Source organism: Rhodococcus sp. MH15, assembly GCF_019266045.1.
Classification (GTDB): Bacteria; Actinomycetota; Actinomycetes; order Mycobacteriales; family Mycobacteriaceae; genus Rhodococcus_F; species Rhodococcus_F qingshengii.
Window position 1 is genome coordinate 508,750 of the sequence record NZ_LPNP01000061.1, and the last position, 25,227, is coordinate 533,976.

Below are 25,227 nucleotides of genomic sequence, written 5' to 3' on the forward strand. Positions count from 1 at the left end.
TCAGCCGAGGGCTGCGAGGATCCCCGCGGCCATCTCGGCGACCTGATCGTCGGTCATGACGAACGTCGGCGAAATCTGCATCGCACCCTGACCCGCGGCGCGACCCGAAATACCGTGCTCACGAAGCGTCTTCACAAACGGCAACGCCTCCGCCGGATCAACCAACTGCACCGCAGCAACCGCACCGAGCCCACTACGAACCTCCGCCACCCGCGGATGCTCCGCCAACGGCTGCAGATGCGTATGCAACGACGCCTCCAAACGCTTCGACTCCGCGAGCAGATTCTCACGCTCGAGAATGTCCAGGTTCGCCATCGCCGCCGCAGCAGCACCGGCATGCCCGCCGTAGGTGTACCCATGGCGCCACCACGAACCCGCATAGAACGGCTCCGCCACCCGCGGCGCGATGAACACCGCACCCATCGGAACGTAACCCGACGTCAAACCCTTTGCCGTGGTCATCATGTCGGGCTGCAAATCGAAACGGGTGGACGCGAACCACTCACCACCGATCCGGCCGAAACCGGTCACGACCTCGTCGACGACAAACAGAATGTCGTGCTCACGGCAGATGTCACGCACCTCCGCCAGATACCCCTCCGGCGGCAGATACACCCCACCCGCACCGATGATCGGCTCCGCGAAGAACGCAGCGATCTTGTTCGCACCGATCTTCTCGATCAACTCGAGCAGACTCTTCGCATCATCCCAGCCGACGGTCGCCGCATCCGCCATCAGCTCGCCGTACCCCTCACGGTTCACCGGAATACCCGCCAGAGCCGTTCCGGCAACGTGCATTCCGTGATACGCCTTCTGGCGTCCGACGATGATCGTCTTCTCCGGCTGCCCCACCTCGTGCCAGTACCGGCGAGCCAGCTTCGCCGCAGTGTCCACCGAATCCGAACCACCCGAGGTGAAGAAGATCTTGCTCCCGGCAACCGGCGCGATGGCCGCCAACCGCTCGGCCAACACCTGCGTGGTTTCGGGAACGAAATCACCGAAGTTGGAGAAATGAGCGATCTTCGACAACTGAGCCGCTACCGCATCCGCGATCTCCGTGCGCCCGTGCCCGACATTGGTGAACCACAGGCCCGCCGTCGCATCCAGATACCGAGTGCCCTCGCGGTCCCAGATGTACGCGCCCTCACCGCGTGAGACGACAAACGCGCCGTTCTTCTCCACAGCGCCCATGTCCGCGAACCCGTGCCACAATGCCGAAGCCATCATTGTCCCCTTCGAATACAAACGATGCTGGTGTGCAAACGATGTGCTGCGACTATATCGACACCAGGAATCCGCGCACGACGGCGCTCGCCCGGCACCGGCTTTCACGGGCGCACCCGTAATCTGTCGACCATGACTTTTGCCGACAATCTTGCAGCACTGCCCGCCATCGATCATCTGGCCGCCATCGAGGTACTCGACGCCGACGGAAACGTCATCGACACCGTGGAGAACAAGCCCGGAAAGTCCGGCTCGGTCAAGGTGTACAACCATCTCGCTCAGGTCTACGGCGCGCTGACACCCGAAGCCGCCTCGGCAGGATTGACGATCTTCGCCGAGCACACCGAGGACGCCCGGGCGAACCCCGGTAAGCACCCGAACGTGGACCGCCTCGAGCAGGTGCTCGCCTCCGGCAATCCCCTAGGACTTCGCAGCGTTCCGTCCGCGTAACCCGGCTCCCAGCCGTCCGACGGCATTGACCGCCAACGCCATCAGGGCCATCGCGATGCCCAGTACGACGAATCCGATGAACAGGGCCAGATAGCCCTGGTGGCGAGGATCCATGAACGGATACGGATACCAGTCGACGATCGGCCCTCGAATCAACGTGTACACCGCGTAGATCACCGGAAACAGCAGCCACTGCAGTGAGCGGGCTTCGGAGATCCTGTGCCTCGAAGCGAAGAACACCCAGTCGAGAAGCATGACCAGGGGAAGAATCCGATGCAGTGCCGAGTTGATCCAGGCATCGTTCAAATTGACGTCGATATCGGCCAGGAGCACGGCGTAGATGATCCCGGTGATCACCATGTACAGCGTCACCGCCCCTCGGATCGACTGCCACGCCTGCGATTGTGGATCTCGAATTGCACCGACCAGCAACACGATCACCGCAAGAATGTTGCTCTCGATGGTGAAGTAGCTCAGATAGTTCGACAGAGACAGCTCAGCCGCGTCACGGATCGGGATCCACAGCAAAGCGGCAAGTCCGAACACAGCAAACAACAGTCTCAGGGCTCGCACGGCGATCGGCGTCGACAAGACAGGCACCGATGACTCATTTGCGGTATTTGTCGTCACTGGTCGATATTTGCACATCAGCACGATCTGCGAGCGGTAGTTGTGAACGCGTTCGATAGGCTGTCATCAGCATGTCTACAACACCACCGGCCCCGCTCTCCCCCAAGCGGAGTGACCTGAAGAGCGCGCTGGCGCAGGTCTCACTCCGCGACGAGAGTCGACTCCGTCGCAAACTCGACCGTGCCCGCACACCAGACGCTTTGGTGGCGCTGGCCGAGGAAATCGAAACGGCGCGCACGCGGTTGGCCGCACGCTCCGCCAATGTTCCCGCAGTCTCGTATCCGGAAGCTCTGCCCGTCAGTCAGCGCAAGGACGACATCGCGACCGCGATCTCGGAGAATCAGGTTGTCATCGTCGCCGGCGAGACCGGCTCGGGTAAGACAACCCAGATCCCGAAGATCTGTCTCGAACTCGGACGTGGCGTCCGCGGTTTGATCGGACACACACAGCCGCGCCGGTTGGCAGCACGCACCGTTGCCGAACGTATCGCCGAAGAACTCGACACCGAACTCGGCGACGCCGTCGGATACACCGTGCGGTTCACCGACCAGGTCTCGGACCGCACCTACGTCAAGCTCATGACCGACGGCATTCTCCTCGCCGAAATTCAGCGCGACCGTATGCTCCGACGCTACGACACGCTGATCATCGACGAAGCGCACGAACGCAGTCTCAACATCGACTTCATCCTCGGTTACCTGGCTCAGCTGCTCCCCCGCCGACCCGATCTCAAGGTCATCATCACGTCGGCGACCATCGATCCCGAGCGCTTCGCCAAGCACTTCGCTGTCGACGGTAAGCCCGCGCCGATCGTCGAGGTATCCGGGCGAACATTCCCTGTCGAAATGCGTTACCGGCCACTGACCGTCGAATCCGGCGACATCACCTTCGACCGCGATCCCGTCGACGCGGTCTGCGAGGCGGTCGACGAGCTGAGCGCGGAGGGCGAAGGCGACATCTTGGTCTTCCTCTCCGGCGAACGCGAAATTCGCGACACCGCAGATGCTTTACGCGATCGGCGTCTTCGCAACACCGAAATCGTCCCGCTGTACGCGCGGCTGTCTGCCGCCGAGCAACACAAAGTGTTCTCGCCGCACACCGGCCGACGCGTCGTCCTTGCCACCAACGTGGCCGAGACCTCGCTGACCGTTCCCGGCATTCGGTACGTCGTCGATCCGGGAACCGCGCGCATTTCGCGATATTCGGTGCGCACCAAGGTTCAGCGGTTGCCGATCGAGCCCATTTCGCAGGCGTCAGCTCGTCAGCGTTCCGGGCGTTGCGGCCGCGTCGCCGAAGGAATCTGCATCCGCCTGTATTCCGAGGAGGACTTCGAGTCACGGCCGGCATTCACCGAACCGGAGATCCTGCGAACCAACCTCGCATCCGTGATCTTGCAGATGACGGCCCTCGGCCTGGGCGACATCGCGGCATTCCCCTTCGTCGAACCGCCGGACCAGCGCGCCGTGAAGGACGGAATCGGACTCCTCGAGGAACTCGGCGCCATCGCGCGAGGTTCCGAGGCCAGCCACCCCGAACTGACGCCGGTCGGCCGCGAGCTGGCCCAGATTCCGGTGGATCCGCGGATGGCACGGATGCTGGTGGAAGCCAAGAACAACGGTTGCCTTCACGAAACCCTTGTCATCGTCGCGGCGTTGTCCATCCAGGACGTTCGCGAGCGGCCCGCCGAGTTCCAGCAAGCCGCCGACGAAAAGCACGCCCGCTTCAACGTCGAGAACTCCGACTTCCTGGCCTACCTGAAACTGTGGGACTACTTACGCGAACAACGTAACGATCTGTCCTCCAACCAGTTTCGCAAGATGTGCCGGAACGAGTTCCTGCACTGGCTCCGCATCCGCGAATGGCAGGATCTGCACGGGCAACTCCGGCAGATCACCCGCGGTCTCGGCTGGACAGTGGGAGAGACACCGGCAAGCGAGAACGCGATCCATCAGTCGCTCCTTGCCGGGTTGCTCTCGCATATCGGGCTACGCGAGGGCGAGAAGCGGGACTACCTCGGCGCCAGAGGCAGCCACTTCGCGATCTTCCCCGGATCGGGACTGTTCAAGAAGCCACCACGCTGGGTCATGGCCGCCGAACTCGTGGAAACGTCGAGGCTGTGGGCGCGCATGTCCGCGCGTATCGAACCCGAGTGGGCTGAAAAGCTCGCCCCGCACCTGGTGAAACGGACCTATTCCGAACCGCACTGGTCCTCCAAGCGCGGCTCGGCGATGGCATACGAGCGGGTCACTCTCTACGGAGTTCCTCTGGTAACCGGCCGCGCAGTGACGTACTCACGAATCGATCCCGAGGCCTCTCGCGATCTCTTCATCCGCCATGCGCTCGTGCAGGGCGAATGGCAGACGAACCACAAGTTCTTCCACGAAAACCGTGCACTCCTCGACAACGTCGAAGAACTCGAGAACCGCGCGCGCCGACGCGACATCCTCGTCGACGACGAAACTCTCTACGAGTTCTACGACGAACGTATCGGCCAGGAAGCCGTATCCGCCAAGCATTTCGACCAGTGGTGGAAGACCGAGCGGCGCAAGAATCCGAGTCTGCTGACTTTCACACCGGAAACGGTGGTCAACTCCGACGCAGCTGCAGTACTGGGCGGCGAGTACCCGGACGCCTGGCGCCAAGGCGACATGCAGTTTCCACTCACTTACCAATTCGAGCCGGGAAAGGACGACGACGGCGTCAGCGCGCACATCCCGGTCGGCCTGCTCGCGCAACTTCAGCCGGTCGGCTTCGACTGGTTGGTCCCCGGTATGCGCGTCGATCTCGTTACCGCTCTGATCAAGACGTTGCCCAAGAACATTCGACGCGCTGTCGTTCCGGCTCCGGATTATGCCGCCGCAGCATTGGCAGCAGTCAAACCTCGATCCGAGCCGTTGATGACCGCGATGGCCCGCGAACTCTCGCACTTGGGCGGGATCCAGATCGACGCCAAGGACTTCGATCCCGCCGCGCTGCCCGACCATCTTCGGATGACATTTGTCGTCGAGGACGAATCGGGCAAGGTGCTCGCGAAGGGTAAGGATCTGGCGCAGCTACGACGCACGCTCGCCCCGCGCGTGCAGAAGGAAGTGGCCAAGGCGGCAACCGGAACCGAACGGGCAGCGGCAACCGTCTGGACATCCGAAACGCTGGGCGCATTGGAACAGACCATCACTCGCTCCATCGGCGGACAGCAGGTGACCGGCTACCCAGCTCTGGTGCCGGAGAACGGCGGAGTTGCCGTTCGTGTCCTGAGTACGCCGGCCGCGCAGGCGCAGGCGATGAGGGAAGGTACGCGGGCGCTTCTCCTCGCGGCCGTTCCCACCCAACTCAAGGCAGTGACCGCCGGCTTGTCGAACACTCAGCGTCTGGCTCTCGGCCAGAATCCGGACGGCGGCTTGGAGGCCCTCGTCGAAGATTGCCGGGTGGCAGCTGCCAACGAAGTGATTGCGGCTCACGGTGGACCGGTACGCACGCCTGAAGCGTTCGATGCCCTGGTGAAGATCGCACGCTCCGAACTGGCCGGACGCGTTTCCGCGATCCTGCGCATGATTGTTCCGATCCTCGAACAAGCACACCAACTGAGCGTCGTGCTGGACCGCTCGCGCGGCGAGGCAGCCGACGACGTCCGAGAACAGCTGACCTCACTGCTGTTTCCGGGATTTGTCGCCGAACTGGGATCGGCCCGCCTACGCGATTTACCGAGGTATCTTGCCGCAGCAAAATTCCGTCTCGAAGCTCTGCCCGCAAGTGCACAACGAGATCAGCAGGCTATGGATGTCCTCGACCGGGTGTACGCAGCGTACGACCGGTTGTTGAGTTCGCTTCCCGAAGAGCGTCGCACTGCTCGAGATGTCGACGCGATCAGTTGGATGATCGAGGAACTGCGCGTGAGCCTGTTTGCGCAGTCCCTCGGTACACCCACACCGATTTCCGAAAAGCGAGTCCTGAAAGCTATCGAAGCGATCAAGCGTTGATGTTCGGCGAGAATTGCGCGATCAGTAGATTGTCTGAATGTTGACGTTGGTGAGGAAACCGCCAAAGGTGGCAACAGTGTTGGCGAACCCGAGGGTTACCAGGCTGTTCACGACTCCGAGAACTGCAACTAAGTTCATAACGCCTCCGTGAAGATCCGAGATGCGGACGAACGTACCTGGTAGACACTAAGCGAATAACGTGCCCGATTTGTTAGATTGTTCGCTTTGTGTTCTCAGCGTTACCTAAGACCGCTCTGTGCTCTCAGCGTTATCTGAGGCGAAGGCCTCAGTCGACGGAAACGGTCTCGGCGCCGGGAGCCTTCTCGGCGGCACGGGTCTCTGCATGCTCGCGCATGTCGGTGATCTCACGTTCGAAATCCGCAGCCGAGCTGAAGGACTTGTACACCGATGCGAATCGCAGGTAGGCGACTTCGTCGAGATTTCGAAGCGGATCGAGGATCGCGAGCCCTACCTCGTTACTGGGAATTTCGGCAGAACCCGAAGCTCGAACGGCATCTTCGACCTGTTGGGCGAGCAAATTCAGCGAATCGTTGTCCACTTGGCGGCCCTGGCATGCGCGACGCACACCTTTGACAACCTTTTCTCGGCTGAAAGGCTCCGTGACGCCGCTGCGCTTCACGACCGAGAGAACTGCCGTCTCGACCGTGGTGAATCGGCGGCCACACTCGGGGCACGAACGGCGCCGCCTGATCGCCTGGCCCTCGTCGGCCTCGCGCGAATCGACCACTCGGGAATCAGGGTGCCGGCAGAACGGGCAATGCATCGGGGTTCCTTCGTTGTCGCCGAAATGGCCGCAACTCAGATTCGCTACCGACTGCAAATCCTCCGACGATTTACAGAGCAGATCCACGTACTCAACGCGACCACCCGAGGTGGTGGGACTGTCAAGTGGACAGCTTACTCGCTGTGAACGGACTGCTCTCACGCTCGGTACGCCCCCGCCTGGTACGGGGTAGGTCAGCGCCCCGAGGCCGGCACGATCAGCGTTTGTCCCACTGACAGCCCGGAACTCGACATCGCATTGAGATCCATGATCTGCTCGATCACCGAACCGACAGCCTGGCCAGGTGCAACCTTGGCAGCAATATCACTGAGGGATTCACCCGCGGCAACGCGAACCACTTCGGTCGCGCCGTTTGTCGCAGCTACGTCACCACTCGACAAAGCGCCGATCCCCACCAACGCCAACACTGCGAATGCGGTGAATACGGCGCCCAGGAAAACCGTCTTCCAACTGACATCCTCGGCGGCCACTTCATGTTCGACCCGTGACACACCGACCCTGTTTCGGTGCGCGAAACTTCCTCCGTACGGGCGTGACGAATCGTGCTCGCTGTCCCACCGGCGAGGAGATTCGCGCAATGAACGCGAACCTGAAACCGCGCCCACCGCCGGAACCCGGCGAACGACGGCCGCCTGCGGTTCGTTGTCGACATCCCTGGCCACGCCATGCATTTCGGGCGCTCCGCGCCGTTCGAAGGACACAGCGTCTGCATCGGGCCCATAGAACGAGGGGTGGTACTTCAGTGCCGACGTACCGTCGAAACCAAACGCGTCGAAACCAATCGCGTCGTCGAAAACCCTGTTGCTTTTCAGTGCTGCGTTACCCATCGTGACCTCCGCTGGTCGACACCGATCGATGTGTTCGATCATGCGTTCGATGGAACGCATGTTCGAATTTCTACCACGCCTGGCCGACAATGTCTCTACTTGGAGCGACACGAATCGAACAGATGTTTGAAACCGCGAGCAAATCCGGCTAGATTCGTGTCAGACCACACAGCGGGAATTGCGAAAGCCTCCGTGTTTGTCGACAGCTCGAATGTTGGCAGGAGGCACCGACAGGTTTCTGCGCGACTTGCACCAGGCACTTTGCAGGCACTTTTGCAGGCTGTTTTTCAGACACGACTTCTTCAGACACGACTTCTTCAGACACGGAGGCAACAGGCCATGAAGGACGATCGCTCCAGCACAGCCGCGGAGGCAGGAGCTTCTGCAGTTCCGTCTCCGTCGAGCGAGACGCTCACCGAGCGTCAGCGGCGCGTTCTCGAAGTGATCCGCGATTCGGTGACGGAGCGCGGGTATCCGCCGAGCATTCGCGAAATCGGGGATGCGGTGGGGCTTACCTCCACGTCGTCGGTCGCGCATCAACTGCGAACGTTGGAGCGCAAGGGCTTCCTTCGACGCGATCCCAATCGCCCTCGTGCAGTCGATGTTCGGGGTCTCGACGAGGTTGCGGCCGATACCGCCATCGCGTCGGTGTCGAAGCATTCCGGCGAGTACAACAGTGCCGACCCGCTGCCAGAGCCGGCGTTCGTCCCCATTCTGGGCCGCATCGCTGCCGGCGGACCGATCCTCGCCGAGGAAGCTGTGGAGGATGTGTTTCCACTCCCCCGCGAGCTCGTCGGCCAAGGTTCGCTCTTCATGCTCAAGGTTGTCGGTGAGTCGATGATCGATGCAGCGATCTGCGATGGCGACTGGGTTGTCGTCCGTCAGCAGAACGTCGCCGAGAACGGTGACATCGTGGCCGCAATGATCGACGGCGAAGCCACCGTGAAGACGTTCAAGCGTACGAAGAAGGAGGTGTGGTTGATGCCGCACAACGACCTCTTCGAGCCGATTCCCGGCAACAACGCCGTCATATTGGGCAAGGTTGTCACGGTCATGCGGAAGATCTGAGTTCGCTCGCACCCTCGATCACAAGACTCTGGGCCCCGGCATCAGCCGGGGCCCAGAGTCTTTTCGTGACGATCAGCGGTGCATCACCCGAATCAGAGGTTCAACGAGCGTCCGATGATCTCCTTCATGATCTCGGTTGTGCCACCGTAGATGGTCTGCACACGAGAGTCCATGTACGCCTTGGCAACCGGGTATTCCTTCATGTAGCCGTAGCCTCCGTGCAGCTGGAGGCAGCGGTCGATGAGCTTGACCTGAGCTTCGGTGGTCCACCACTTTGCCATCGCAGCTTCCTGCACGGTCAGCTTCTCGGCATTGAGCTGCTCGATGAACTTGTCCACCAGGATGCGCACTGCCGTGGTCTCCGTTGCCAATTCGGCCAGTACGAATCGGGTGTTCTGGAAGCTGCCGATGGACTTGCCGAATGCCTTGCGGTCACGGCAGTACTGGATCGTGCTCTCGAGAACCGATTCCATTGCGGCGGCAGCAACGACGGCGATCGAGAGTCGTTCCTGGGGAAGGTTCTTCATCAAGTAGAAGAAGCCCATTCCCTCTTCGCCCAGCAGGTTGGCAGCGGGAACGCGTACGTCGGTGAAGCTGAGTTCGGCGGTGTCCTGAGCCTTCATGCCGATCTTGTCGAGATTGCGTCCACGCTCGAAGCCGGGCATGTCCCGCTCGACCACGAGGAGGCTGAAGCCCTGAGCACCCTTGTCCGGGTCGGTGCACGCGACAACGATGATGATGTCGGCGTTGATTCCGTTGGTGATGAAGGTCTTCGAACCGTTGAGTACCCAGTGGTCCCCGTCGCGAACTGCTTTCGTCTTGATGCCCTGCAGGTCGCTACCGGTACCCGGTTCGGTCATCGCGATCGCCGAGATCAGCTCACCCGACGCGAATCCGGGTAGCCAACGCTGCTTCTGCTCCTCGTTGGTCAACTCCAGGAGGTACGGCGCCACCACGTCGTTGTGCAGCGTGAAGCCGATACCACTGAAGCCACCCTTGGTGGTTTCCTCGGTGATGATCGCGTTGTAGCGGAAATCCTTGACACCGCCGCCGCCGAATTCCTCAGGTACCGCGGTTCCCAGGAATCCCTGCTTTCCGGCCTCGACCCAGACGTCACGATCGACGATGTTCTGCTCTTCCCACTTCTCGTGGTTCGGTGCCACGTGCTGTGCCAAGAACTTCTGGTACGACTCCCGGAAGAGTTCATGTTCCGGTTCGAACAGGGTGCGCTCCACGCCAACTCCTTGCAATTCGATATACGGCACTTCAGTGATGTACCCGGTGGGGACGATGTACCCGGTCGGGATGTTTTCGCTGAGACTGGGCACGCCGAAGTTCGCGGGCCCACGTCACTGCCTCCGACGGTAGAACCTGTTGCGATACCCGTCGATGACCCGAACGATCACGATTCGTGACTGTAGCGGTTATCTGTTACTCGAAGTACGGAATTTGGCGAGGTATCGCATGATCGGGTAGGCGACCAGGATGCCGATCGACCCCCAAGCGATGCCGCCCAGCTCGACCGAACCAATGGTCAGCGTCAGGTTCCCGATGCCGGCAACCAGTGCGGCAGCGGCGACGGTCAGGTTGACCGGATCGGTGAAGTCCACCTTCGCTTCCATCCAGATGCGCACACCGAGAATGCCGATGAGTCCGTAGAGAACCATCGTCGCACCGCCGATGACGCCGTTCGGAACCGTGAAGACCAGTGCACCGAATTTGGGCGAAAATGCCAGGATCACGGCGGTGGCGGCCGCTACCCAGTACGCCGCGGTCGAGTACACACGCGTCGCTGCCATGACCCCGATGTTCTCGGCATACGTGGTGGTTCCGGATCCGCCGCCGGCGCCCGCCAAGGTCGTGGCGAGACCGTCTGCAAACAGCGCATTGCCGGCCAGATCATCGAGGGACTTACCCGTCATGGCGGACACCGCCTTGACATGTCCGACGTTCTCGGCGACCAGAACGATCACCACGGGCAGCGCGAGCACGATCACCGACCAGTCGAACGACGGTCCGTGCAGACTCGGCAGCCCGAACCAGTCGGCTTCGCGCAGAGCGGACACTCGTTCACTGTCGAGACCACCGATGACCGCGGCGAAGACCCAGCCGATCACGACGCCGACCAGAATGCCCAACCGGCCGAGCAGCCCGGGACCGACGACCGTGACCAGCAGGATCGAAACGAGCGTCACCGTGGCGATCAGCGGCTGCGATTCGAAGGAGCCGACCGCCGTCGGAGCGAGGTTGAGACCGATCAGCGCGACGACGGCGCCTGTCACTACCGGCGGCATGACGGCGTCGATGACCCGGCTGCCGATCAGACGTACGGCGACGCCGATCAACATCAACACGATGCCGACGGCCATGACGGCACCGAGCTGCGCGGCCGGGCCTGACCCTGCTGACGCTGTCAGCGGCGCGATGAACGCGAAGGACGAACCGAGATAGCTGGGGATCCGGCCCCGGGTGATGAGCAGGAACAGCGCGGTGCCGATACCCGAGAACAACAGCGTCGTCGTGACGGGAAAGCCGGTAATGGTCGGAACGAGCAGTGTCGCTCCGAACATCGCGATGACGTGCTGCATCCCGATCCCGATGGTGCGCGGCCAACTCAGTCGTTCGTCCGGCGCCACGACGGCGCCGTCGGCGATCCGCTTGCCGTCTCCGTGGACAGTCCAGCCGATTCCGCCGGTCCCGGTCATTGTTTCTCGTTCGATCACAGGTCGAAATACTAGAGGTCAGGCGCTCGGTCTCCGACCGAGACCGACGAAACCACTTCAGCTGATTGCGTCAGCCGCCGCTTTGCGCGCTGCCACGGGATCACCGGTTGCCAGCACGGCCGCCGCAGCCGCCTCACATTGCGCCATGGTGACGGACCCGACCTTCGCTCCCACACCCGCGACCGACGCCGCAGCGCACGACAGCGAGGAAACGCCGAGACCGGCAAGTACGCAGGCCAACAGTGGATCGGCGGCCGCCTCACCGCAGACGCCGACACGCTTGCCTGCCGCCTGACCGGCCTGGGCCGTACGTGCGACAAGGGCGAGCACCGCGGGCTGCCATGGATCGGTCAGGTCGGCGAGTTCGGAGGACATCCGATCAGCGGCCATCGTGTACTGAGCGAGGTCGTTGGTACCGATCGAGAGGAATTCGACGTGTTCGAGAATCTGGTCGGCCAGCAGCGCCGCCGCCGGGATCTCCACCATGACTCCGGGAACGAGATCGCGTGCCCGCACCGCATCGGCAAAGCGTTTCGCCTCGGCCGGGGTGGCGATCATCGGCGCCATGACCCACGGGGACGAGTTGGTCGACGCCGCTGCTGCGGCGATCGCGTCGAGCTGGCGGTCGAGAATCCCCATGTCCTGCCAGGCGATTCGGACCCCACGAACGCCGAGGGCCGGATTAGCTTCCTCTTGGTGGTTGGCGAATTTGAGCGGCTTGTCCGAACCCGCGTCCAACGTGCGAATGATGACCTTCTTGCCTGCGAAGGCCTCGAGAACTTCGGCGTAGATCGCCGCCTGCTCGTCTACGGTCGGTTCGGTCTCACGGCCGAGGAAGCAGAGTTCGGTCCGGAAGAGCCCGATGCCTCCCGCTGCGGTCAACGCCGCGGCGCGAGCGCCCGCGCCGTCTTGAACATTGGCGAGAACGTCTACCGGCCGACCGTCCGACGTCCGGCCTGGTCCGGTCCACGTGCTGACGCGTTCGCGATCGATCCGGGATTGTTCGACCAGTTCGCGCGCCTGTTCGGGATCCGGCTCCGCGATCACGTCGCCGGTGGTTCCGTCGATCAGAATCGGTGTTCCGGCCGCGATGGATTCCAATTCCTTCGCAGCCACGATGCACGGGATGCCCAACTGCCTCGCGATGATTGCCGTGTGGCTGGTCGGGCCGCCGAAGATGGTCACGAGTCCGATGATCTTGGTTGCATCGAGGCCCGCGGTGTCCGCAGGAGCCAGATCGTCCGCGCACAGCACCGACGGCGTCTCGGGCATCGGAACTCCGGGTTCGGGCAATCCGGAGAGTTCGGCGATCACGCGGTCGCGGATGTCCTCGAGATCGGTGACGCGCTCGGCCATCACACCGCCGACGTTGGTGAACAGCACCACGAACTGCTCCGTCGCCGCGATCGCAGCCTGCACTGGGGGCACTCCGCCGGCGATCGACTTCTTTGCCGCCCCGATCCAGCCGCGATCGGCTGCCATCGCCGCGTTGGCCTGCAAGACCTCGGCGGCCGCGCCTGTGGCTTCGGCAGCCCGTCCGAGAAGGCGGTTCTCGACAGCCTTCGCTGCTGCGACGAAGGCGTCTGCAGCGGCCTCTCGATCGGCCTCGTCGAGTGCGGGCGCATCGGTGACGAGTTCTGGTCGGCTGGACGGCCAGATAGCCGGGCCGTAGGCAATTCCGGGCACGACGGGGGTGCCGTGCACGGTGATTCGGTTGAGCTGTTCGGTCATCTGTCCTCCTTGAGCGATGGGCCCGGTGTCACACCGGATCACCTCGAGCGCGTAAAGCCCGCACCTTCGTTGTGACGAAGATTACTCCCAAGTCTTGACATGTCAACACACTCGGGCGTAAAACAACATAAAGCAACATTCACTGTGATCCACAACGCACCGTCGGATCACATTTCGGAATCGGAGAGCACGTGTACGCGGAAGAACGCCAACAAGCGATCGGCACCATGGTGTCGCAGCGCGGACGCATGTCCGTGGCGGCGCTGTCGGAGACCTTCGGTGTGACCACCGAGACCGTGCGTCGCGATCTGGCCTTCCTCGAGCGGATCGGACAGATCAGGCGTGTACACGGCGGCGCCGTTCCGACCGGATCCCTCCATGTGACCGAACCGGGCATGGCGGAACGCGATCAGACCCGCGCGCAACAGAAGGACCGGATCGCCCGCTGCGCGGTCACCTATCTCCCTCCTACCGGCGGCAGCGTCATCTTCGACGCGGGCACGACTACGGGCCGCATGATCCCCGAACTACCGACCGAGAACGACTTCACGGCCGTGACCAATTCCGTGCCGATCGGCGCACGACTGGCATCGATGAACTCGATTTCCCTGATCCTGCTCGGCGGACGAGTACGCGGGGTGACGCAAGCCGCGGTCGGCGAGGACGCTCTGCGCCTGCTGAGCACGTTGCGGGTCGACGTCGCCTTCGTCGGAACCAATGCGATCAGCGTCGGGCACGGACTCTCCACCCCGGACAGCGAAGAGGCCGCCGTCAAACGAGCGATGGTCAAGGCCGCCAATCACGTTGTCGTGGTGGCCGATTCCAGCAAAGTCGGCCGCGAGCACTTGATCAGCTTCGCGCCACTCGACAGCATCGACGTCCTCATCACCGACGAAGAGATCAGTCCCACAGACACATCCGAGTTCCACGACCACGGAATCGAGGTGGTGATCGCATGATCGTCACACTGACAGCCAACCCGAGTATCGATCGGACCGTACAACTCGAGCAACGGCTCGAACGAGGCTCCGTCCTACGTGCCCACTCCACTCGCAGCGACCCCGGCGGCAAGGGGGTCAACGTGGCGCGTGTTCTCGCCGCAGCCGACCTCGACGTGCTCGCGGTGCTACCGGGAAATGGTGGCGATCCCTTGCTCTCGGCGCTCGCAGCCGGTGGGATTCCCCACATCGGCGTCGCCACAACGGGTCCGGCTCGCACCAACATCACCATCGCGGAACCGGACGGGACCACGACGAAGATCAACGAACCCGGCGCAACGCTGTCCGGTTCGACGCTCGACGCCCTGGCACAGGAGTTGATCGCCCGCGCCGATACCGCACTGTGGTTCGCGCTGTCCGGCTCACTGCCTCCCGGCGTTCCGCTGGGGTGGTACGGCGAACTGGTCGCCGCGCTGCGCGATCACCCGTGCAAGGTGGCGGTCGACACCTCGGACGCCCCACTGACGGCACTCGCCGAAGGCTTCCCCGGCTCGGCACCTGATCTGCTCAAACCCAACGGCGAGGAACTCGCGCAACTGACCGGCGTCGACGGCCACGTCCTCGAACGTGCTGCCGAGAACGGTGATCCCGGGCCTGCGATCACGGCGGCGCAGCGATTGGTCGATCGCGGCGTCGGCAGCGTGCTCGCCACGCTCGGCGCAGCCGGTGCCGTCCTCGTCACGGCCGACGGCGCGTGGATCGCCACCGCTCCCCCGATTGTCGCAGTCAGTACCGTCGGCGCAGGCGATTCGTCGCTGGCCGGCTACATCCTCGCCGAAGCGGGCGGCGGCTCGGAATCCGAGCGGCTACGTCACGCGGTCGCCTACGGAAGCGCCGCTGCCTCCCTTCCCGGCACAACCCTTCCCACACCCGAACAGATCGATCTGGCAGCGGTTTCGGTATCTGCAGCAGATGCCGCCTCTCCCATCCCCGTCCCCACCGAACTCGCCTGACGCCCTAAGGAACCTGACATGTCCGATACCACCGCAGCCGGCAGTTCCGGCCCGGAGATCATCAGTCCCGAACTGATCTCACTCGACACCGACCTGGGTTCGACCAAGGAAGATGTCATTCGTTCTCTCGCAGCGCGATTGACTGCAGCGGGACGGGCGAGCGACGCCGCGGGACTGGTCGATGCCGCACTCGCTCGCGAAGCGCAGTCCGCGACCGGACTGCCCGGCGGAATCGCAATTCCCCACTGCCGCGCCGAGGCTGTCTCGTCCGCGTCCCTGGGGTTTGCTCGACTCGATCCGAAGGTCGACTTCGGTGCACCCGACGGCCCCGCCGATCTGGTCTTCCTGATCGCGGCACCCGAAGGCGCCGGGGCCGAGCACATGAAGCTGCTCTCCTCCTTGGCCCGAGCACTCGTCAGGCCCGCGTTCGTCACGTCACTTCGTGAAGCGTCGACGCCGGACGAGATCGTGAGACTGGTCGACGAGGTACTAAATCCCGCACCGAAGGATCCTGCAACAAAGGCTGCGGCAGCGACACCCCCGGCACCTGTTTCCACCGGGAAACACGCTACCGAGGAGACCCCGGCACCAGCGCCCGCGGAGCGTCACATCGTCGCGGTCACCGCCTGCCCGACCGGAATCGCTCACACCTACATGGCGGCGGACTCACTCGTCGCCGCGGGTGAACGCGCCGGCGTCAAGGTGCACGTCGAAACGCAAGGTTCAAGCGGAAGCACCCCCCTTGACCCTTCGGTGATCGCGGGAGCCGCCGCGGTCATCTTCGCCACCGACGTCGGCGTGAAGGGCCGCGAACGATTCGCCGGTAAGCCCGTCGTCGCTTCCGGTGTGAAGCGGGCAATCAACGAGCCGGACAAGATGCTCGCAGAAGCGTTGCGCGCCTCCGAGAATCCCGCCGCCGCCACCGTTGACGGCACCGCCGCAGCGGCCGCGGATTCCGATGCCGGTTCCGTAGGATTCGGCACCCACCTCCGTCAGGTCCTCCTGACGGGTGTCAGCTACATGATCCCGTTCGTCGCGGCCGGCGGTCTGCTGATCGCACTCGGCTTCCTGCTCGGCGGATACGAGATCTCCGGTCCGGCCAAGGACATCGTTCTCAACAACTCGATCACCAACCTTCCCGACGGTGGTCTGGCCACCTATCTCGGCGCAGTGCTGTTCCAGATCGGTTCGTTGGCATTCAGCTTCCTGGTGCCCGCGTTGGCCGGCTACATCGCCTTCGCCATCGCCGACCGGCCTGGCATCGCTCCCGGCTTCACAGCCGGCGCGGTCGCCGTGTTCGTCGGTGCCGGTTTCATCGGCGGCTTGGTCGGTGGTCTCATCGCCGGTGTCGTCGCGCTCTACATCGGCCGGATCGCCGTCCCGCAGTGGCTGCGAGGCCTGATGCCGGTGGTGATCATCCCGCTGTTCGCGACGCTGGTCGTCGGAGCACTGATGTTCATCGTCCTCGGGCGTCCGCTCGCCGCGATCACCTCCGGTCTCACCGACTGGCTCAACGGACTGTCCGGCAGCTCGGCCATCTTCCTCGGCATCATTCTCGGCCTGATGATGTGCTTCGACCTCGGTGGACCGGTCAACAAGGCGGCTTACGCCTTCGCCGTCGCCGGACTCAACGTCAACGACCCGGCCACTTTGCGCATCATGGCGGCTGTCATGGCTGCCGGTATGGTTCCGCCGCTTGCCATGGCACTTGCCTCGACGGTGCTGCGTCCCAAGCTCTTCAGCGAAGCCGAACGGGAGAACGGAAAGGCTGCCTGGTTGCTGGGTTCGGCATTCATCTCCGAGGGCGCGATTCCGTTCGCCGCTGCCGACCCGCTTCGCGTGATCCCCTCGATGATGGCGGGCGGCGCGGTCACCGGCGCGCTGATCATGGCTTTCGACGTCACTCTCAGCGCCCCGCACGGCGGCATCTTCGTCTTCTTCGCAGTCGGCGGAATCGGCTGGTTCCTGGTCTCGCTCGCCGCGGGAACCGTGGTAGCTGCGCTCGCCGTCGTCGGAGCCAAGGAGTTCTTCCGCAAGGGGCCGTCCGATGCCGAACTCGACCCCGAAATCGTGCCCGCTGCGGCATGATCGACAGCAGGCAACACTGCAGTCACCACCTGAGTCACCAGATCTGCCCGAACACCCCATAACGTCCGCAACGACAGTTCTGCAACGAGGAGATCCCATGCCCAGCAAGACAGTTGCCGTCGGTTCCGCAGTCGGCCTCCACGCCCGCCCCGCCGCTCTCATCGCCGAAGCAGTCGGAGCCTCCGGCGCCACGGTCACCCTCGCAGTCGCCGACGGCGAACCGGTGGATGCAGGGTCGGCACTGATGATCATGACGCTCGGAGCCGCCAAGGACACCGAAGTAACCATCGAGTCCGACGACGCCGACGCACTCGCCAAGGTCGCCGAGCTGGTAGCCGCTGATCTCGACGCCTGACCCGATGTCAGTCGGTGCTGTGTAGCGGGCCGGACACTCTCACGGAGTCAGTGCGAGTGTCCGGCCCAGCCAGTCCATTTCGAGTTCCAGAGCAGTGCCCCACACATCACCCGAGTGCCCGCCGGGAAGGGTGTAGTAGTCCACGTTCATGTCGGCGGCGCGTGCAGCCTCGAACATGATCTCCTGCTGAGGGCGGTAGATGTCGTCGTCCTCACCCGCGACAAATACACCCGACAACTGCGGATACCGATTCTGCGCCATCAGGTCTCGGGCGTTGACCGCGTCGAACGCGCTTTCGTCACCGTCGAACATGGCCGCCACGGTGTCCTCGTGATCACCGGTCGACGGTTCGTCCTGCCCGGAGAAGTCCAGGAACGACGGGTATCGGTCCGGGAAGTTCACGGCCATCTCGATCGCGCATGTCCCGCCGTAGGAGAACCCACCGATAGCCCATTGCGCAGCGTCCGGATTCACTTGAAGGTTCGATTCGATCCAGTTCGGGACGTCCTGGTCCAGATACGTCGCGACGTTGCCGAGGGCAGAATCCATGCAGCCGGGGTTGGCGTCGTAGTCCCCCAACGCGTCGGGCACCACCACGACGGGAGCAAGCCCGAAATGCCTCGACGCATAGGCGTCGACGGTGGTCGCGAGCCGGCCACTGTCCAGCCAGTCGCTGGGGCTGCCGGGCTCACCCGCCACCAACACCAGTACGGGCAACTCGGCACGCGGATCGGCAAGATAGGCCGGCGGGAGATACAGCGTCGCAGGCCTCGCGTCGAATCCCGAAACGTTTCCTGGAATCGCCGCTTCCGTCACGACACCGTTGCTCGGCATCCGCACCGGAACCTGCCAATGAGTTTCGGTGGGCAGTCCCCGTTGAACCCAAGGTTCGGCCCCGGGGAGCGAATCGAAGGCAACGTTCTCGACCGAGCCCACCGGCCAGTGCCCGACCAGTGAGCCGAGTGTGGGATAGGTGCCGGTCTGCGCGTTGACCTGACCTACTGCGACGATCGCGGCCAGCCCGGCGAATGCCGTCACCGAAAGGCCACGCGCAAGCCCTGGGCGCCGAAGGAGAACGAGTGCGGCGCCGATGACTCCGAACATCGCCAGCGCTATCCAGACAAAATTCGACGCCGGTAGCTGCGCGGGCAGCGGCCGAAAGCTGAGCCACACGAACGTCGCACCGGTGGCTGATCCGAGCACTGACAGACCTAGCGCGACCAACGCGGCCCTACGCGGCAACCACCGAAGCAGAAGCAACGTGCCGACGCCGACGATGACGGAACCCACGAGCAGCGCTGCGGTGATGTGTCCGTGCTCGAGTGACATACGCGAGAGCCGCGTCAGGAGTTGATGCCCGTGCATTCGTTCCAGTATCCACATCTACCGTCGGTCTGCGAATTCGTGGAATTATCGGGAATCAGCGGCGTCGTCGAAATCTCACGAATGCCGCGCCCCCGATCGCACATCCTGCCGCGACCAATACGGCCCACACGAATGTCCACGGATCGACCCCGACACCGACCGAACCGGCAGACGAGTCAGCCGTCGCTTCTGTCGCGTCCACGAGCGCTCGCATCACGTACACCGGAGGCAACGCTCCGCCGGCAGATTCCGAACCGATCAGAACATCGCCCGCATCGTTGAATGCCACCGCCTCACCCTGAGGCTCCTTCGGGAGCGGGATCCGCAGCGGTTCGGTACCGGTGAGCGTCGCGCCGATTCCGCCGTCCACGACTTCGTACAGGTACAGGTCGGAGTAACTCCGAAGTGCGATCGCCGAACCGTCCGACGACACCGCTCCCCCGGTGAACATCACCGACACGGGCTTCTCCGGTCCGAGGGACACGGCTCCGACGCGCTCGAGCGGCGTCGGGCCGGGCTGCGCCAAGTCACTCAGTTTCTGATCCCCGATCGGTGTGTAGACACTGCTCTCGCCGAACAATTCCTTGGTCACGACAAAAACGTGGCCGTCGGGGTCGAGCAGTATCGACTCGGTGTCGTGCGCACCGTCCGGGTACGTGAGGCGGTGCAACATACCGTCACCGGAATCGAGGTCCATCGTGATGAACGCCACTGTTTCGCGGGTCCGGAGGTTGTCACCGGTGTCCGACAGAACGAGCGTTCGCCCACTCACCGCAAGATCTTCGACGTCGTAAGGATCTATCGGGACCGGAATCTGTTTCTGGACAACACAGTTCAGGTCCATTTCGAATACGAAGTCGTCACTGCCGCCGTCGCCCATCGCGTAGATCCGATCGTCGACGACGACCATCCCCGACAACTCCTGGAGCGCAGGATCGGTAGGCGTACAGAGTGGGACGAACTCGCTCGGTTCGAACGACGACGCCTGTGCGAGCGCTCCGGGAAGCAGTGCGGTTGCCGTAGTCGCAGCAATCACCGCGACCACGGCCCCGAAACTACGCACTCGGTGCGTACTCGACCAATGCCGAGGCCAACATCTGTGGCACACGTGCGTGCACCCGCGTTCCCGCCTCTTCGTGAGTCGATTCCAAAATCGTTCCGTCCGAGTGGATTCGAGCCATCAAGTCACCGCGCGTGTACGGCACCAGCACGTCGACCTCGACCTCCGGCCGAACCAGCACCTCGCTGAGATGTGCTCTTAGTTCGGCGATTCCCTCACCCGTACGCGCCGAGACGAACACGGCACCAGGCAACAGACCACGTAGTTGCGTCAACGTAACCGGATCTGCCGCGTCGATCTTGTTGACCACGATCAACTCCGGCGGAGCCTTCGAATCCGTCTCGCGCAGAACATCGGTGACGACTTCCCGCACAGCCTTGATCTGTTCTGTCGGCAACGGATCCGAACCGTCGACGACGTGCAGCAGCAGATCTGCGTCGGTCACTTCCTCGAGAGTCGAGCGGAATGCCTCGACCAACTGAGTCGGCAGGTGTCGCACGAAGCCGACCGTGTCGGTGAGAACGTACTCGCGGCCGTCGTCGAGTGCTGCGCGGCGAGTGGTCGGGTCCAAGGTGGCGAACAACGCGTTCTCCACGAGCACACCCGATCCGGTGAGCGAATTGAGCAGACTCGATTTGCCCGCGTTGGTGTATCCGACGATGGCGATCGACGGGATGTCGCTCTGCAATCGACGTGTGCGCTTGGTGTCGCGAGCGGCCTTCATGCCCTTGATCTCGCGGCGTAGTTTTGCCATGCGCTCACGAATACGGCGGCGGTCCGTCTCGATTTTCGTCTCACCGGGACCACGCAGGCCCACACCGCCGTTACTGCCGGCACGGCCACCGGCCTGGCGCGACATCGACTCGCCCCAACCACGCAGACGCGGGAGCATGTACTCCATCTGAGCAAAAGCGACCTGCGCCTTACCCTCACGCGAAGTGGCGTGCTGAGCAAAGATGTCGAGAATGAGAGCTGTCCGGTCGATGACCTTGACCTTGACGATCTTCTCCAGCGCCGTGAGCTGCGCCGGCGTCAGCTCACCGTCGCAGACGACGGTGTCGGCGCCGGTCGCCAGGACTACTTCGCGCAGTTCCTGCGCCTTGCCGGAACCGATGTAGGTGGCAGCGTCAGGTTTGTCGCGGCGCTGAACCAGTCCTTCGAGGACCTCGGAGCCGGCCGTCTCGGCAAGTGCGGCCAACTCGGTCATGCTCGCCTCGGCCTGCTCGGCAGTTCCCTGCGTCCAGACGCCGACCAGGACAACTCTTTCGAGTCGAAGCTGGCGGTACTCGACTTCGGTGACGTCCTCGAGCTCGGTCGACAGACCGGCCACGCGGCGCAGGGCGCCGCGATCTGCGAGTTGCATCTCACCGGTCGACGGGTTGCCCGATGCGGACGCTGCCGTGTATTCGGCTTGCGCGTACTCGGACTGCTCGTGAGCGGTGGACTCTTCGTTTTCATGTGTGTTCGTCATACAAGATCCATGGTCCCACGAAACCTGGCCACGGTGCATCCGTATTTCCTGCAGGCGTATTTCCCGCGGGCGATATCACACGAGCGATTGCCACCAGGCATCGCTGATCGTCCCGTTCGCCACCAGAACCGAGGGCCCCCGCAACGACCCTTTGCCGCCTTCGACGGTGACCTGCACCTCGCCACCGAGCACGCGCACCAGTACCGAGCCTTCATCGCGGCCGTCGTACCTCAGCGCCGCGGCCGCCGCTGCGACCGTTCCGGTTCCGCAGGAACGAGTCTCGCCCACACCACGCTCGTGTACGCGCATGTGGACCCCACCGTCGTGGATCGGCGTCACGATCTCGATGTTGACCCCGTGCGGGAAGAACCCGGGATCGAAGCCCGGAGAAACACTCAAATCGAGCGCACTCAAAACTTCTGCCGTCACGTGCTCGTCGACACACGCCAAATGCGGATTACCGACGTCGATGCCGACGCCGGCGAAGACGCGGCCGTCGATTGTTGCCGAACTGGTGCCGAGGTCCTTGATCGGGCCCATCGCCACAGTCACGTCACCATGTGTGGCGTCGTAGCCGTGCACCACGACCGGACGCGCTCCGGCGCGGCTGCCGACCACGAACTCGTCCTTGCTCTCCAAGCCCGAGGCCTTGAGATAGTGGGCGAATACCCGAACGCCGTTTCCGCACATCTCGGCGATGGAGCCGTCGCTGTTGCGGTAGTCCATGAACCAGTCTTCGGCAGCGACGCCGTCGGGCAGCGCACCGAGCACGCCCGCGTCCGCAAGTGCGCCTGCCCGGGCGACACGAAGGATGCCGTCGGCGCCGAGGCCACGCTGACGATCACACACCGCTGAAACTCGCGCCGGCTCGAGATCGATCCGAACGTCGAGGTCAGGGAGAACAACGAAGTCGTTCTGCGTGCCGTGGCCCTTACTGAAATCCATGGTCGCCATCCTATCCGGACCTACCGAGCGACTTACGCAGGTGACGCGGTGACCACGACGTTCTGTTCGTACGTGAATCCAGACGGCAACGAGGGGTCGGGCACGGTTGCGCCGCCGCAGGTCACCAGGACAAGCCTGGGCGCACCGGATTCGGAGAAGAACTCCGCAGGCAAAGCCACCTTTTCGTACAACTTCAGGCTCGCTGCGTGATAGGTGAACATCGTTCCGGTGTCGTCACTGACATAGATCGGTGTTCCAGGCTTCATCTGGTGCAGCGCCCACAAGGCGCCGTGCGTGCGGTCACCGTCGTCGACGTGGCCGGCAACAAGATTGGTACCCTCCGAAGATCCGAACTGCACGCCGTTGGTGAAATGCGAAACCTTGTCAGGATGCGGAAGGATCATTCCGCGGTTGGCGCCGAACCCACTGGTCACGATGTCGGCTCGCACATCGAGATCGGGAATCGCGAGCGTGTTCGGCGGCAGATCCGTTGGCGCAGGCGCCCACGTCGCCCCTGGATCGGTTGGAGCTCCCACGTCGAAGGGTGCTTCGGGAACAGGTGCGCTGATGGGCTTCCCGGCCGCACTCACCGCAAAGTAGATCAGTACCCCGCCGACCGTGAGAAATGTGACGAGCAGAAGAACCAGCGGTAGCCGACCCGCGCGTCGACGTTTCGGATGCGCGTGCGCCGCGGTCTGCGCCATGCTCGTTGACCTCCAGTTCATCGCTCGCGAAACCGATCGATCGCGAAATAGCTAACTGTAAGATAGCTGATCCGCTCGATCGTGTTACAGACCGCGATCTGCGAGCGCCGCGAAGGCGGAGTTGGGCAGCTCCGGATCGGCACCGTCGAGCCAGTGCACGCGTGCGTCACGACGGAACCATGATCGTTGTCGGCGAACATAGCGCCGTGTCCCGATGAACGTCCGTTCGAGTGCTTCGGCCAGATCGTATTCACCGTCGAAATGTGCGAGCACCTGTGCGTAGCCGATGGCTCGCGGCGCGGTGACGCCATCACGCAATCCTTGCTCGACGAGCACGGCAACTTCGTCGACAAGTCCGTCTGAAAACATCAGCTCTGTTCGCAACCGAATCCGGGCGTCGAGTTCTTCCGTATCCCGATCCACGCCGAGAATGCGAGTTCCCCATCGAGGGTCACCGATCTGCGGCGCCGAGGCCGCGAACGGCAGACCTGTCAGCTCGACGACCTCGAGCGCCCGAACCATCCGCCGACCGTCCGTCGGCAGTATCGACGCCGCTGCTACCGGATCAGCAGCAACAAGCGCCGTATGCACCGCACCGACCCCTCCTTCGGCGAGCACCGCCTCCCACTTCGCACGAACCTCGGGATCGGTTGCCGGAAAGGACCATTCGTCGAGCAAAGACTGGACGTACATCATGGATCCGCCGACGATCACCGGAACCTTGCCCGCCGCGATCAGATCCTCGGCGATCGCGATCGCGTCGCTTTGATAACGCGCGACGGTGGCGGTCTCCTTCACATCGAGAACGTCGAGCAGGTGATGCGGAATCCCACGGCGCTCGGCCGGTGTCAGTTTGGCGGTCCCGATATCCATGCCGCGATAGAGCTGCATCGCGTCGATGTTGATGATTTCACCGCCGAATTCCTCGGCCAGTGCCAGCGCGAGATCGGACTTTCCCGACGCTGTCGGACCGACAACTGCGATCGGGCGAAGTTCTTCAGGGACGTTCACGGCCGCCACGTCCCGACGTGGTAACCGACGCCGAACGGCGCATCGCTGTAGTCGACCGTCGCGCGAGGATGGGCCGACCGAGACGAGCCCGTAAAGACACCGGCCAGGACCTGCCACGCCGCGCGCCCCTGGGCTCCGACACTGCGGCAGAGCCGCGGATCGAGAGCAAGCAGCGCCTCCGGGTCCCCGGCCGTCAGGGCGTCGTCGATGGCCGACTGCACACCCGCGGCGCGCTCGTCGAAGCTTCCTGGCGCCTTTGCCGTCAGCGTGGACGCACCGTCAGCAACGATCAGAAGCCCTTGCGGTCGGTTGTCGCTGTCGAGTTGCTTGCGCAGCTGCTGCCCGAATTCACGACATTCATTCGCCGACGCCTTTGCACTGACGACGTGCATGTCGACGGTTATCTCCACGTCTGTTCGGCCACGCAGCCAGCCGGCAACAAGGGCGCACAGTTCGAGAGATGGCACCGGTTCGCCTGCCGCATCCGCGTCCAGTGACGTCCGGACATCGGCGCCGAATCCAGCGAACGTACCGATCTGCCCACGTCCGACGCCCGATCGCCAGAGTTCGCCTGCTGCTTTCTCGGGTTCTGCATTCTCTAGGCCGACGCCGACGCCCACCCAGTGCACCGCCTCGTGAGCGAGCCGGCGCACGGCGGTTGTCGCTGCAGCACGCACCTGAGCGGACTCGGCCGAATCACCGGACAATTCCGGCACGAGTAACGGCGCCGAGGGGACGAGAACAGCGGAAGTCAACACAGTTGCCACGCTAGTCGACCGCGAGGTGGCGACCTCACACCCTCTTACCTGATTCAATAGTCGGAGAACGTGAGTACCGGGTTC

General features: G+C 63.4%; 21 protein-coding genes. 7 read left to right on the forward strand and 14 right to left on the reverse strand.

Going from position 1 to position 25,227, the window contains the following annotated elements; translation table 11 throughout:
• The gene (locus ATN37_RS10320; protein ID WP_197487741.1) at positions 1–1,224 is read right to left on the reverse strand and encodes an aspartate aminotransferase family protein; all 1,224 of its coding nucleotides are present in this window, start codon (positions 1,222–1,224) and stop codon (positions 1–3) included.
• Positions 1,225–1,356: 132 nt separating this feature from the next.
• Here ATN37_RS10320 and ATN37_RS10325 point away from each other — a divergent pair, with 132 nt between their 5' ends.
• Complete coding sequence (locus tag ATN37_RS10325; protein ID WP_003942194.1) at positions 1,357–1,674, forward strand: DUF2322 family protein; 318 nt, start codon at positions 1,357–1,359, stop codon at positions 1,672–1,674.
• Here the strand turns inward: ATN37_RS10325 and ATN37_RS10330 are convergent.
• Positions 1,645–2,274 carry a Pr6Pr family membrane protein gene (locus tag ATN37_RS10330; RefSeq protein ID WP_003942129.1) on the reverse strand — a complete coding sequence of 210 codons (630 nt, stop codon included), beginning with the start codon at positions 2,272–2,274 and terminating at the stop codon, positions 1,645–1,647. The genes ATN37_RS10325 and ATN37_RS10330 overlap by 30 nt on opposite strands.
• A 101-nt stretch (positions 2,275–2,375) precedes the next feature.
• On the opposite strand from ATN37_RS10330, the gene hrpA reads away from it, so the two are divergent.
• Positions 2,376–6,281 carry an ATP-dependent RNA helicase HrpA gene (gene hrpA / locus ATN37_RS10335; RefSeq protein ID WP_050655801.1) on the forward strand — a complete coding sequence of 1,302 codons (3,906 nt, stop codon included), beginning with the start codon at positions 2,376–2,378 and terminating at the stop codon, positions 6,279–6,281.
• A 286-nt stretch (positions 6,282–6,567) separates the two neighbouring features.
• On the opposite strand, the gene nrdR is transcribed toward hrpA, so the two are convergent.
• The gene (gene nrdR, locus ATN37_RS10340; protein WP_030535543.1) at positions 6,568–7,065 is read right to left on the reverse strand and encodes a transcriptional regulator NrdR; all 498 of its coding nucleotides are present in this window, start codon (positions 7,063–7,065) and stop codon (positions 6,568–6,570) included.
• A 194-nt stretch (positions 7,066–7,259) separates the two neighbouring features.
• Positions 7,260–7,973, reverse strand: coding sequence for a LysM peptidoglycan-binding domain-containing protein (locus ATN37_RS10345; RefSeq protein ID WP_058038704.1), 714 nt, complete (start codon positions 7,971–7,973; stop codon positions 7,260–7,262).
• 279 nt (positions 7,974–8,252) lie between these two features.
• Between ATN37_RS10345 and lexA the strand changes: the two genes are divergently transcribed.
• Positions 8,253–8,981 (forward strand): transcriptional repressor LexA, encoded by a 729-nt coding sequence (gene lexA, locus ATN37_RS10350; protein WP_007735195.1) that lies wholly within the window; start codon positions 8,253–8,255, stop codon positions 8,979–8,981.
• A gap of 92 nt (positions 8,982–9,073) precedes the next feature.
• On the opposite strand, the gene ATN37_RS10355 is transcribed toward lexA, so the two are convergent.
• The 3 genes from ATN37_RS10355 to ATN37_RS10365 form a co-directional block, all read right to left on the reverse strand.
• Entirely contained in the window at positions 9,074–10,216 is a 1,143-nt protein-coding gene (locus ATN37_RS10355; protein ID WP_007735194.1) for an acyl-CoA dehydrogenase family protein, read from the reverse strand.
• A 189-nt stretch (positions 10,217–10,405) separates the two neighbouring features.
• Positions 10,406–11,686 carry a uracil-xanthine permease family protein gene (locus tag ATN37_RS10360; protein WP_003942232.1) on the reverse strand — a complete coding sequence of 427 codons (1,281 nt, stop codon included), beginning with the start codon at positions 11,684–11,686 and terminating at the stop codon, positions 10,406–10,408.
• Positions 11,687–11,761: 75 nt separating this feature from the next.
• Entirely contained in the window at positions 11,762–13,435 is a 1,674-nt protein-coding gene (locus ATN37_RS10365) for a putative PEP-binding protein (RefSeq protein ID WP_218695086.1), read from the reverse strand.
• A gap of 191 nt (positions 13,436–13,626) precedes the next feature.
• Here ATN37_RS10365 and ATN37_RS10370 point away from each other — a divergent pair, with 191 nt between their 5' ends.
• The 4 genes from ATN37_RS10370 to ATN37_RS10385 all read left to right on the forward strand — a co-directional run bounded on the left by ATN37_RS10370 (position 13,627) and on the right by ATN37_RS10385 (position 17,829).
• Positions 13,627–14,394 carry a DeoR/GlpR family DNA-binding transcription regulator gene (locus tag ATN37_RS10370; protein ID WP_003942134.1) on the forward strand — a complete coding sequence of 256 codons (768 nt, stop codon included), beginning with the start codon at positions 13,627–13,629 and terminating at the stop codon, positions 14,392–14,394.
• Positions 14,391–15,386, forward strand: coding sequence for a 1-phosphofructokinase family hexose kinase (locus ATN37_RS10375; RefSeq protein ID WP_007735190.1), 996 nt, complete (start codon positions 14,391–14,393; stop codon positions 15,384–15,386). The genes ATN37_RS10370 and ATN37_RS10375 overlap by 4 nt, the downstream gene beginning before the upstream one ends.
• 18 nt (positions 15,387–15,404) lie before the next feature.
• On the forward strand, positions 15,405–17,474 hold the full coding sequence (locus ATN37_RS10380; RefSeq protein WP_063316514.1) for a fructose-specific PTS transporter subunit EIIC: 2,070 nt from the start codon (positions 15,405–15,407) through the stop codon (positions 17,472–17,474).
• A gap of 97 nt (positions 17,475–17,571) precedes the next feature.
• Positions 17,572–17,829, forward strand: a complete 258-nt coding sequence (locus ATN37_RS10385; RefSeq protein WP_003942144.1) for an HPr family phosphocarrier protein — start codon at positions 17,572–17,574, stop codon at positions 17,827–17,829.
• A 39-nt stretch (positions 17,830–17,868) separates the two neighbouring features.
• Here the strand turns inward: ATN37_RS10385 and ATN37_RS10390 are convergent, their stop codons facing one another.
• The 7 genes from ATN37_RS10390 to ATN37_RS10420 form a co-directional block, all read right to left on the reverse strand.
• Entirely contained in the window at positions 17,869–19,194 is a 1,326-nt protein-coding gene (locus tag ATN37_RS10390; RefSeq protein ID WP_231915020.1) for an esterase family protein, read from the reverse strand.
• A gap of 55 nt (positions 19,195–19,249) precedes the next feature.
• On the reverse strand, positions 19,250–20,239 hold the full coding sequence (locus ATN37_RS10395) for a hypothetical protein (protein WP_308125202.1): 990 nt from the start codon (positions 20,237–20,239) through the stop codon (positions 19,250–19,252).
• Positions 20,240–20,249: 10 nt separating this feature from the next.
• Complete coding sequence (hflX, locus tag ATN37_RS10400; RefSeq protein WP_003942213.1) at positions 20,250–21,725, reverse strand: GTPase HflX; 1,476 nt, start codon at positions 21,723–21,725, stop codon at positions 20,250–20,252.
• Between the two features lie 75 nt (positions 21,726–21,800).
• Positions 21,801–22,670, reverse strand: a complete 870-nt coding sequence (gene dapF, locus ATN37_RS10405; RefSeq protein WP_125050991.1) for a diaminopimelate epimerase — start codon at positions 22,668–22,670, stop codon at positions 21,801–21,803.
• A gap of 32 nt (positions 22,671–22,702) precedes the next feature.
• Positions 22,703–23,374, reverse strand: a complete 672-nt coding sequence (locus tag ATN37_RS10410) for a class F sortase (RefSeq protein WP_003942243.1) — start codon at positions 23,372–23,374, stop codon at positions 22,703–22,705.
• 84 nt (positions 23,375–23,458) lie between these two features.
• Complete coding sequence (gene miaA / locus ATN37_RS10415) at positions 23,459–24,394, reverse strand: tRNA (adenosine(37)-N6)-dimethylallyltransferase MiaA (RefSeq protein WP_007735177.1); 936 nt, start codon at positions 24,392–24,394, stop codon at positions 23,459–23,461.
• Positions 24,382–25,143, reverse strand: a complete 762-nt coding sequence (locus tag ATN37_RS10420) for a class III extradiol dioxygenase subunit B-like domain-containing protein (protein ID WP_218695090.1) — start codon at positions 25,141–25,143, stop codon at positions 24,382–24,384. Before ATN37_RS10420 ends, miaA begins: the two co-directional genes overlap by 13 nt.
• Positions 25,144–25,227: the final 84 nt, after the last annotated feature.

What these genes read in the sequence shown, in the direction of transcription:
- ATN37_RS10320 (WP_197487741.1), bottom strand. Translation starts at nt 1,224, where the DNA reads ATGGCTTCGGCATTGTGGCACGGGTTCGCGGACATGGGCGCTGTGGAG.
- ATN37_RS10325 (WP_003942194.1), top strand. Translation starts at nt 1,357, where the DNA reads ATGACTTTTGCCGACAATCTTGCAGCACTGCCCGCCATCGATCATCTG.
- hrpA (WP_050655801.1), top strand. Translation starts at nt 2,376, where the DNA reads ATGTCTACAACACCACCGGCCCCGCTCTCCCCCAAGCGGAGTGACCTG.
- nrdR (WP_030535543.1), bottom strand. Translation starts at nt 7,065, where the DNA reads ATGCATTGCCCGTTCTGCCGGCACCCTGATTCCCGAGTGGTCGATTCG.
- ATN37_RS10345 (WP_058038704.1), bottom strand. Translation starts at nt 7,973, where the DNA reads ATGCGTTCCATCGAACGCATGATCGAACACATCGATCGGTGTCGACCA.
- lexA (WP_007735195.1), top strand. Translation starts at nt 8,253, where the DNA reads ATGAAGGACGATCGCTCCAGCACAGCCGCGGAGGCAGGAGCTTCTGCA.
- ATN37_RS10360 (WP_003942232.1), bottom strand. Translation starts at nt 11,686, where the DNA reads ATGACCGGGACCGGCGGAATCGGCTGGACTGTCCACGGAGACGGCAAG.
- ATN37_RS10365 (WP_218695086.1), bottom strand. Translation starts at nt 13,435, where the DNA reads ATGACCGAACAGCTCAACCGAATCACCGTGCACGGCACCCCCGTCGTG.
- ATN37_RS10375 (WP_007735190.1), top strand. Translation starts at nt 14,391, where the DNA reads ATGATCGTCACACTGACAGCCAACCCGAGTATCGATCGGACCGTACAA.
- ATN37_RS10380 (WP_063316514.1), top strand. Translation starts at nt 15,405, where the DNA reads ATGTCCGATACCACCGCAGCCGGCAGTTCCGGCCCGGAGATCATCAGT.
- ATN37_RS10385 (WP_003942144.1), top strand. Translation starts at nt 17,572, where the DNA reads ATGCCCAGCAAGACAGTTGCCGTCGGTTCCGCAGTCGGCCTCCACGCC.
- ATN37_RS10390 (WP_231915020.1), bottom strand. Translation starts at nt 19,194, where the DNA reads ATGCACGGGCATCAACTCCTGACGCGGCTCTCGCGTATGTCACTCGAG.
- hflX (WP_003942213.1), bottom strand. Translation starts at nt 21,725, where the DNA reads ATGACGAACACACATGAAAACGAAGAGTCCACCGCTCACGAGCAGTCC.
- dapF (WP_125050991.1), bottom strand. Translation starts at nt 22,670, where the DNA reads ATGGATTTCAGTAAGGGCCACGGCACGCAGAACGACTTCGTTGTTCTC.
- ATN37_RS10410 (WP_003942243.1), bottom strand. Translation starts at nt 23,374, where the DNA reads ATGGCGCAGACCGCGGCGCACGCGCATCCGAAACGTCGACGCGCGGGT.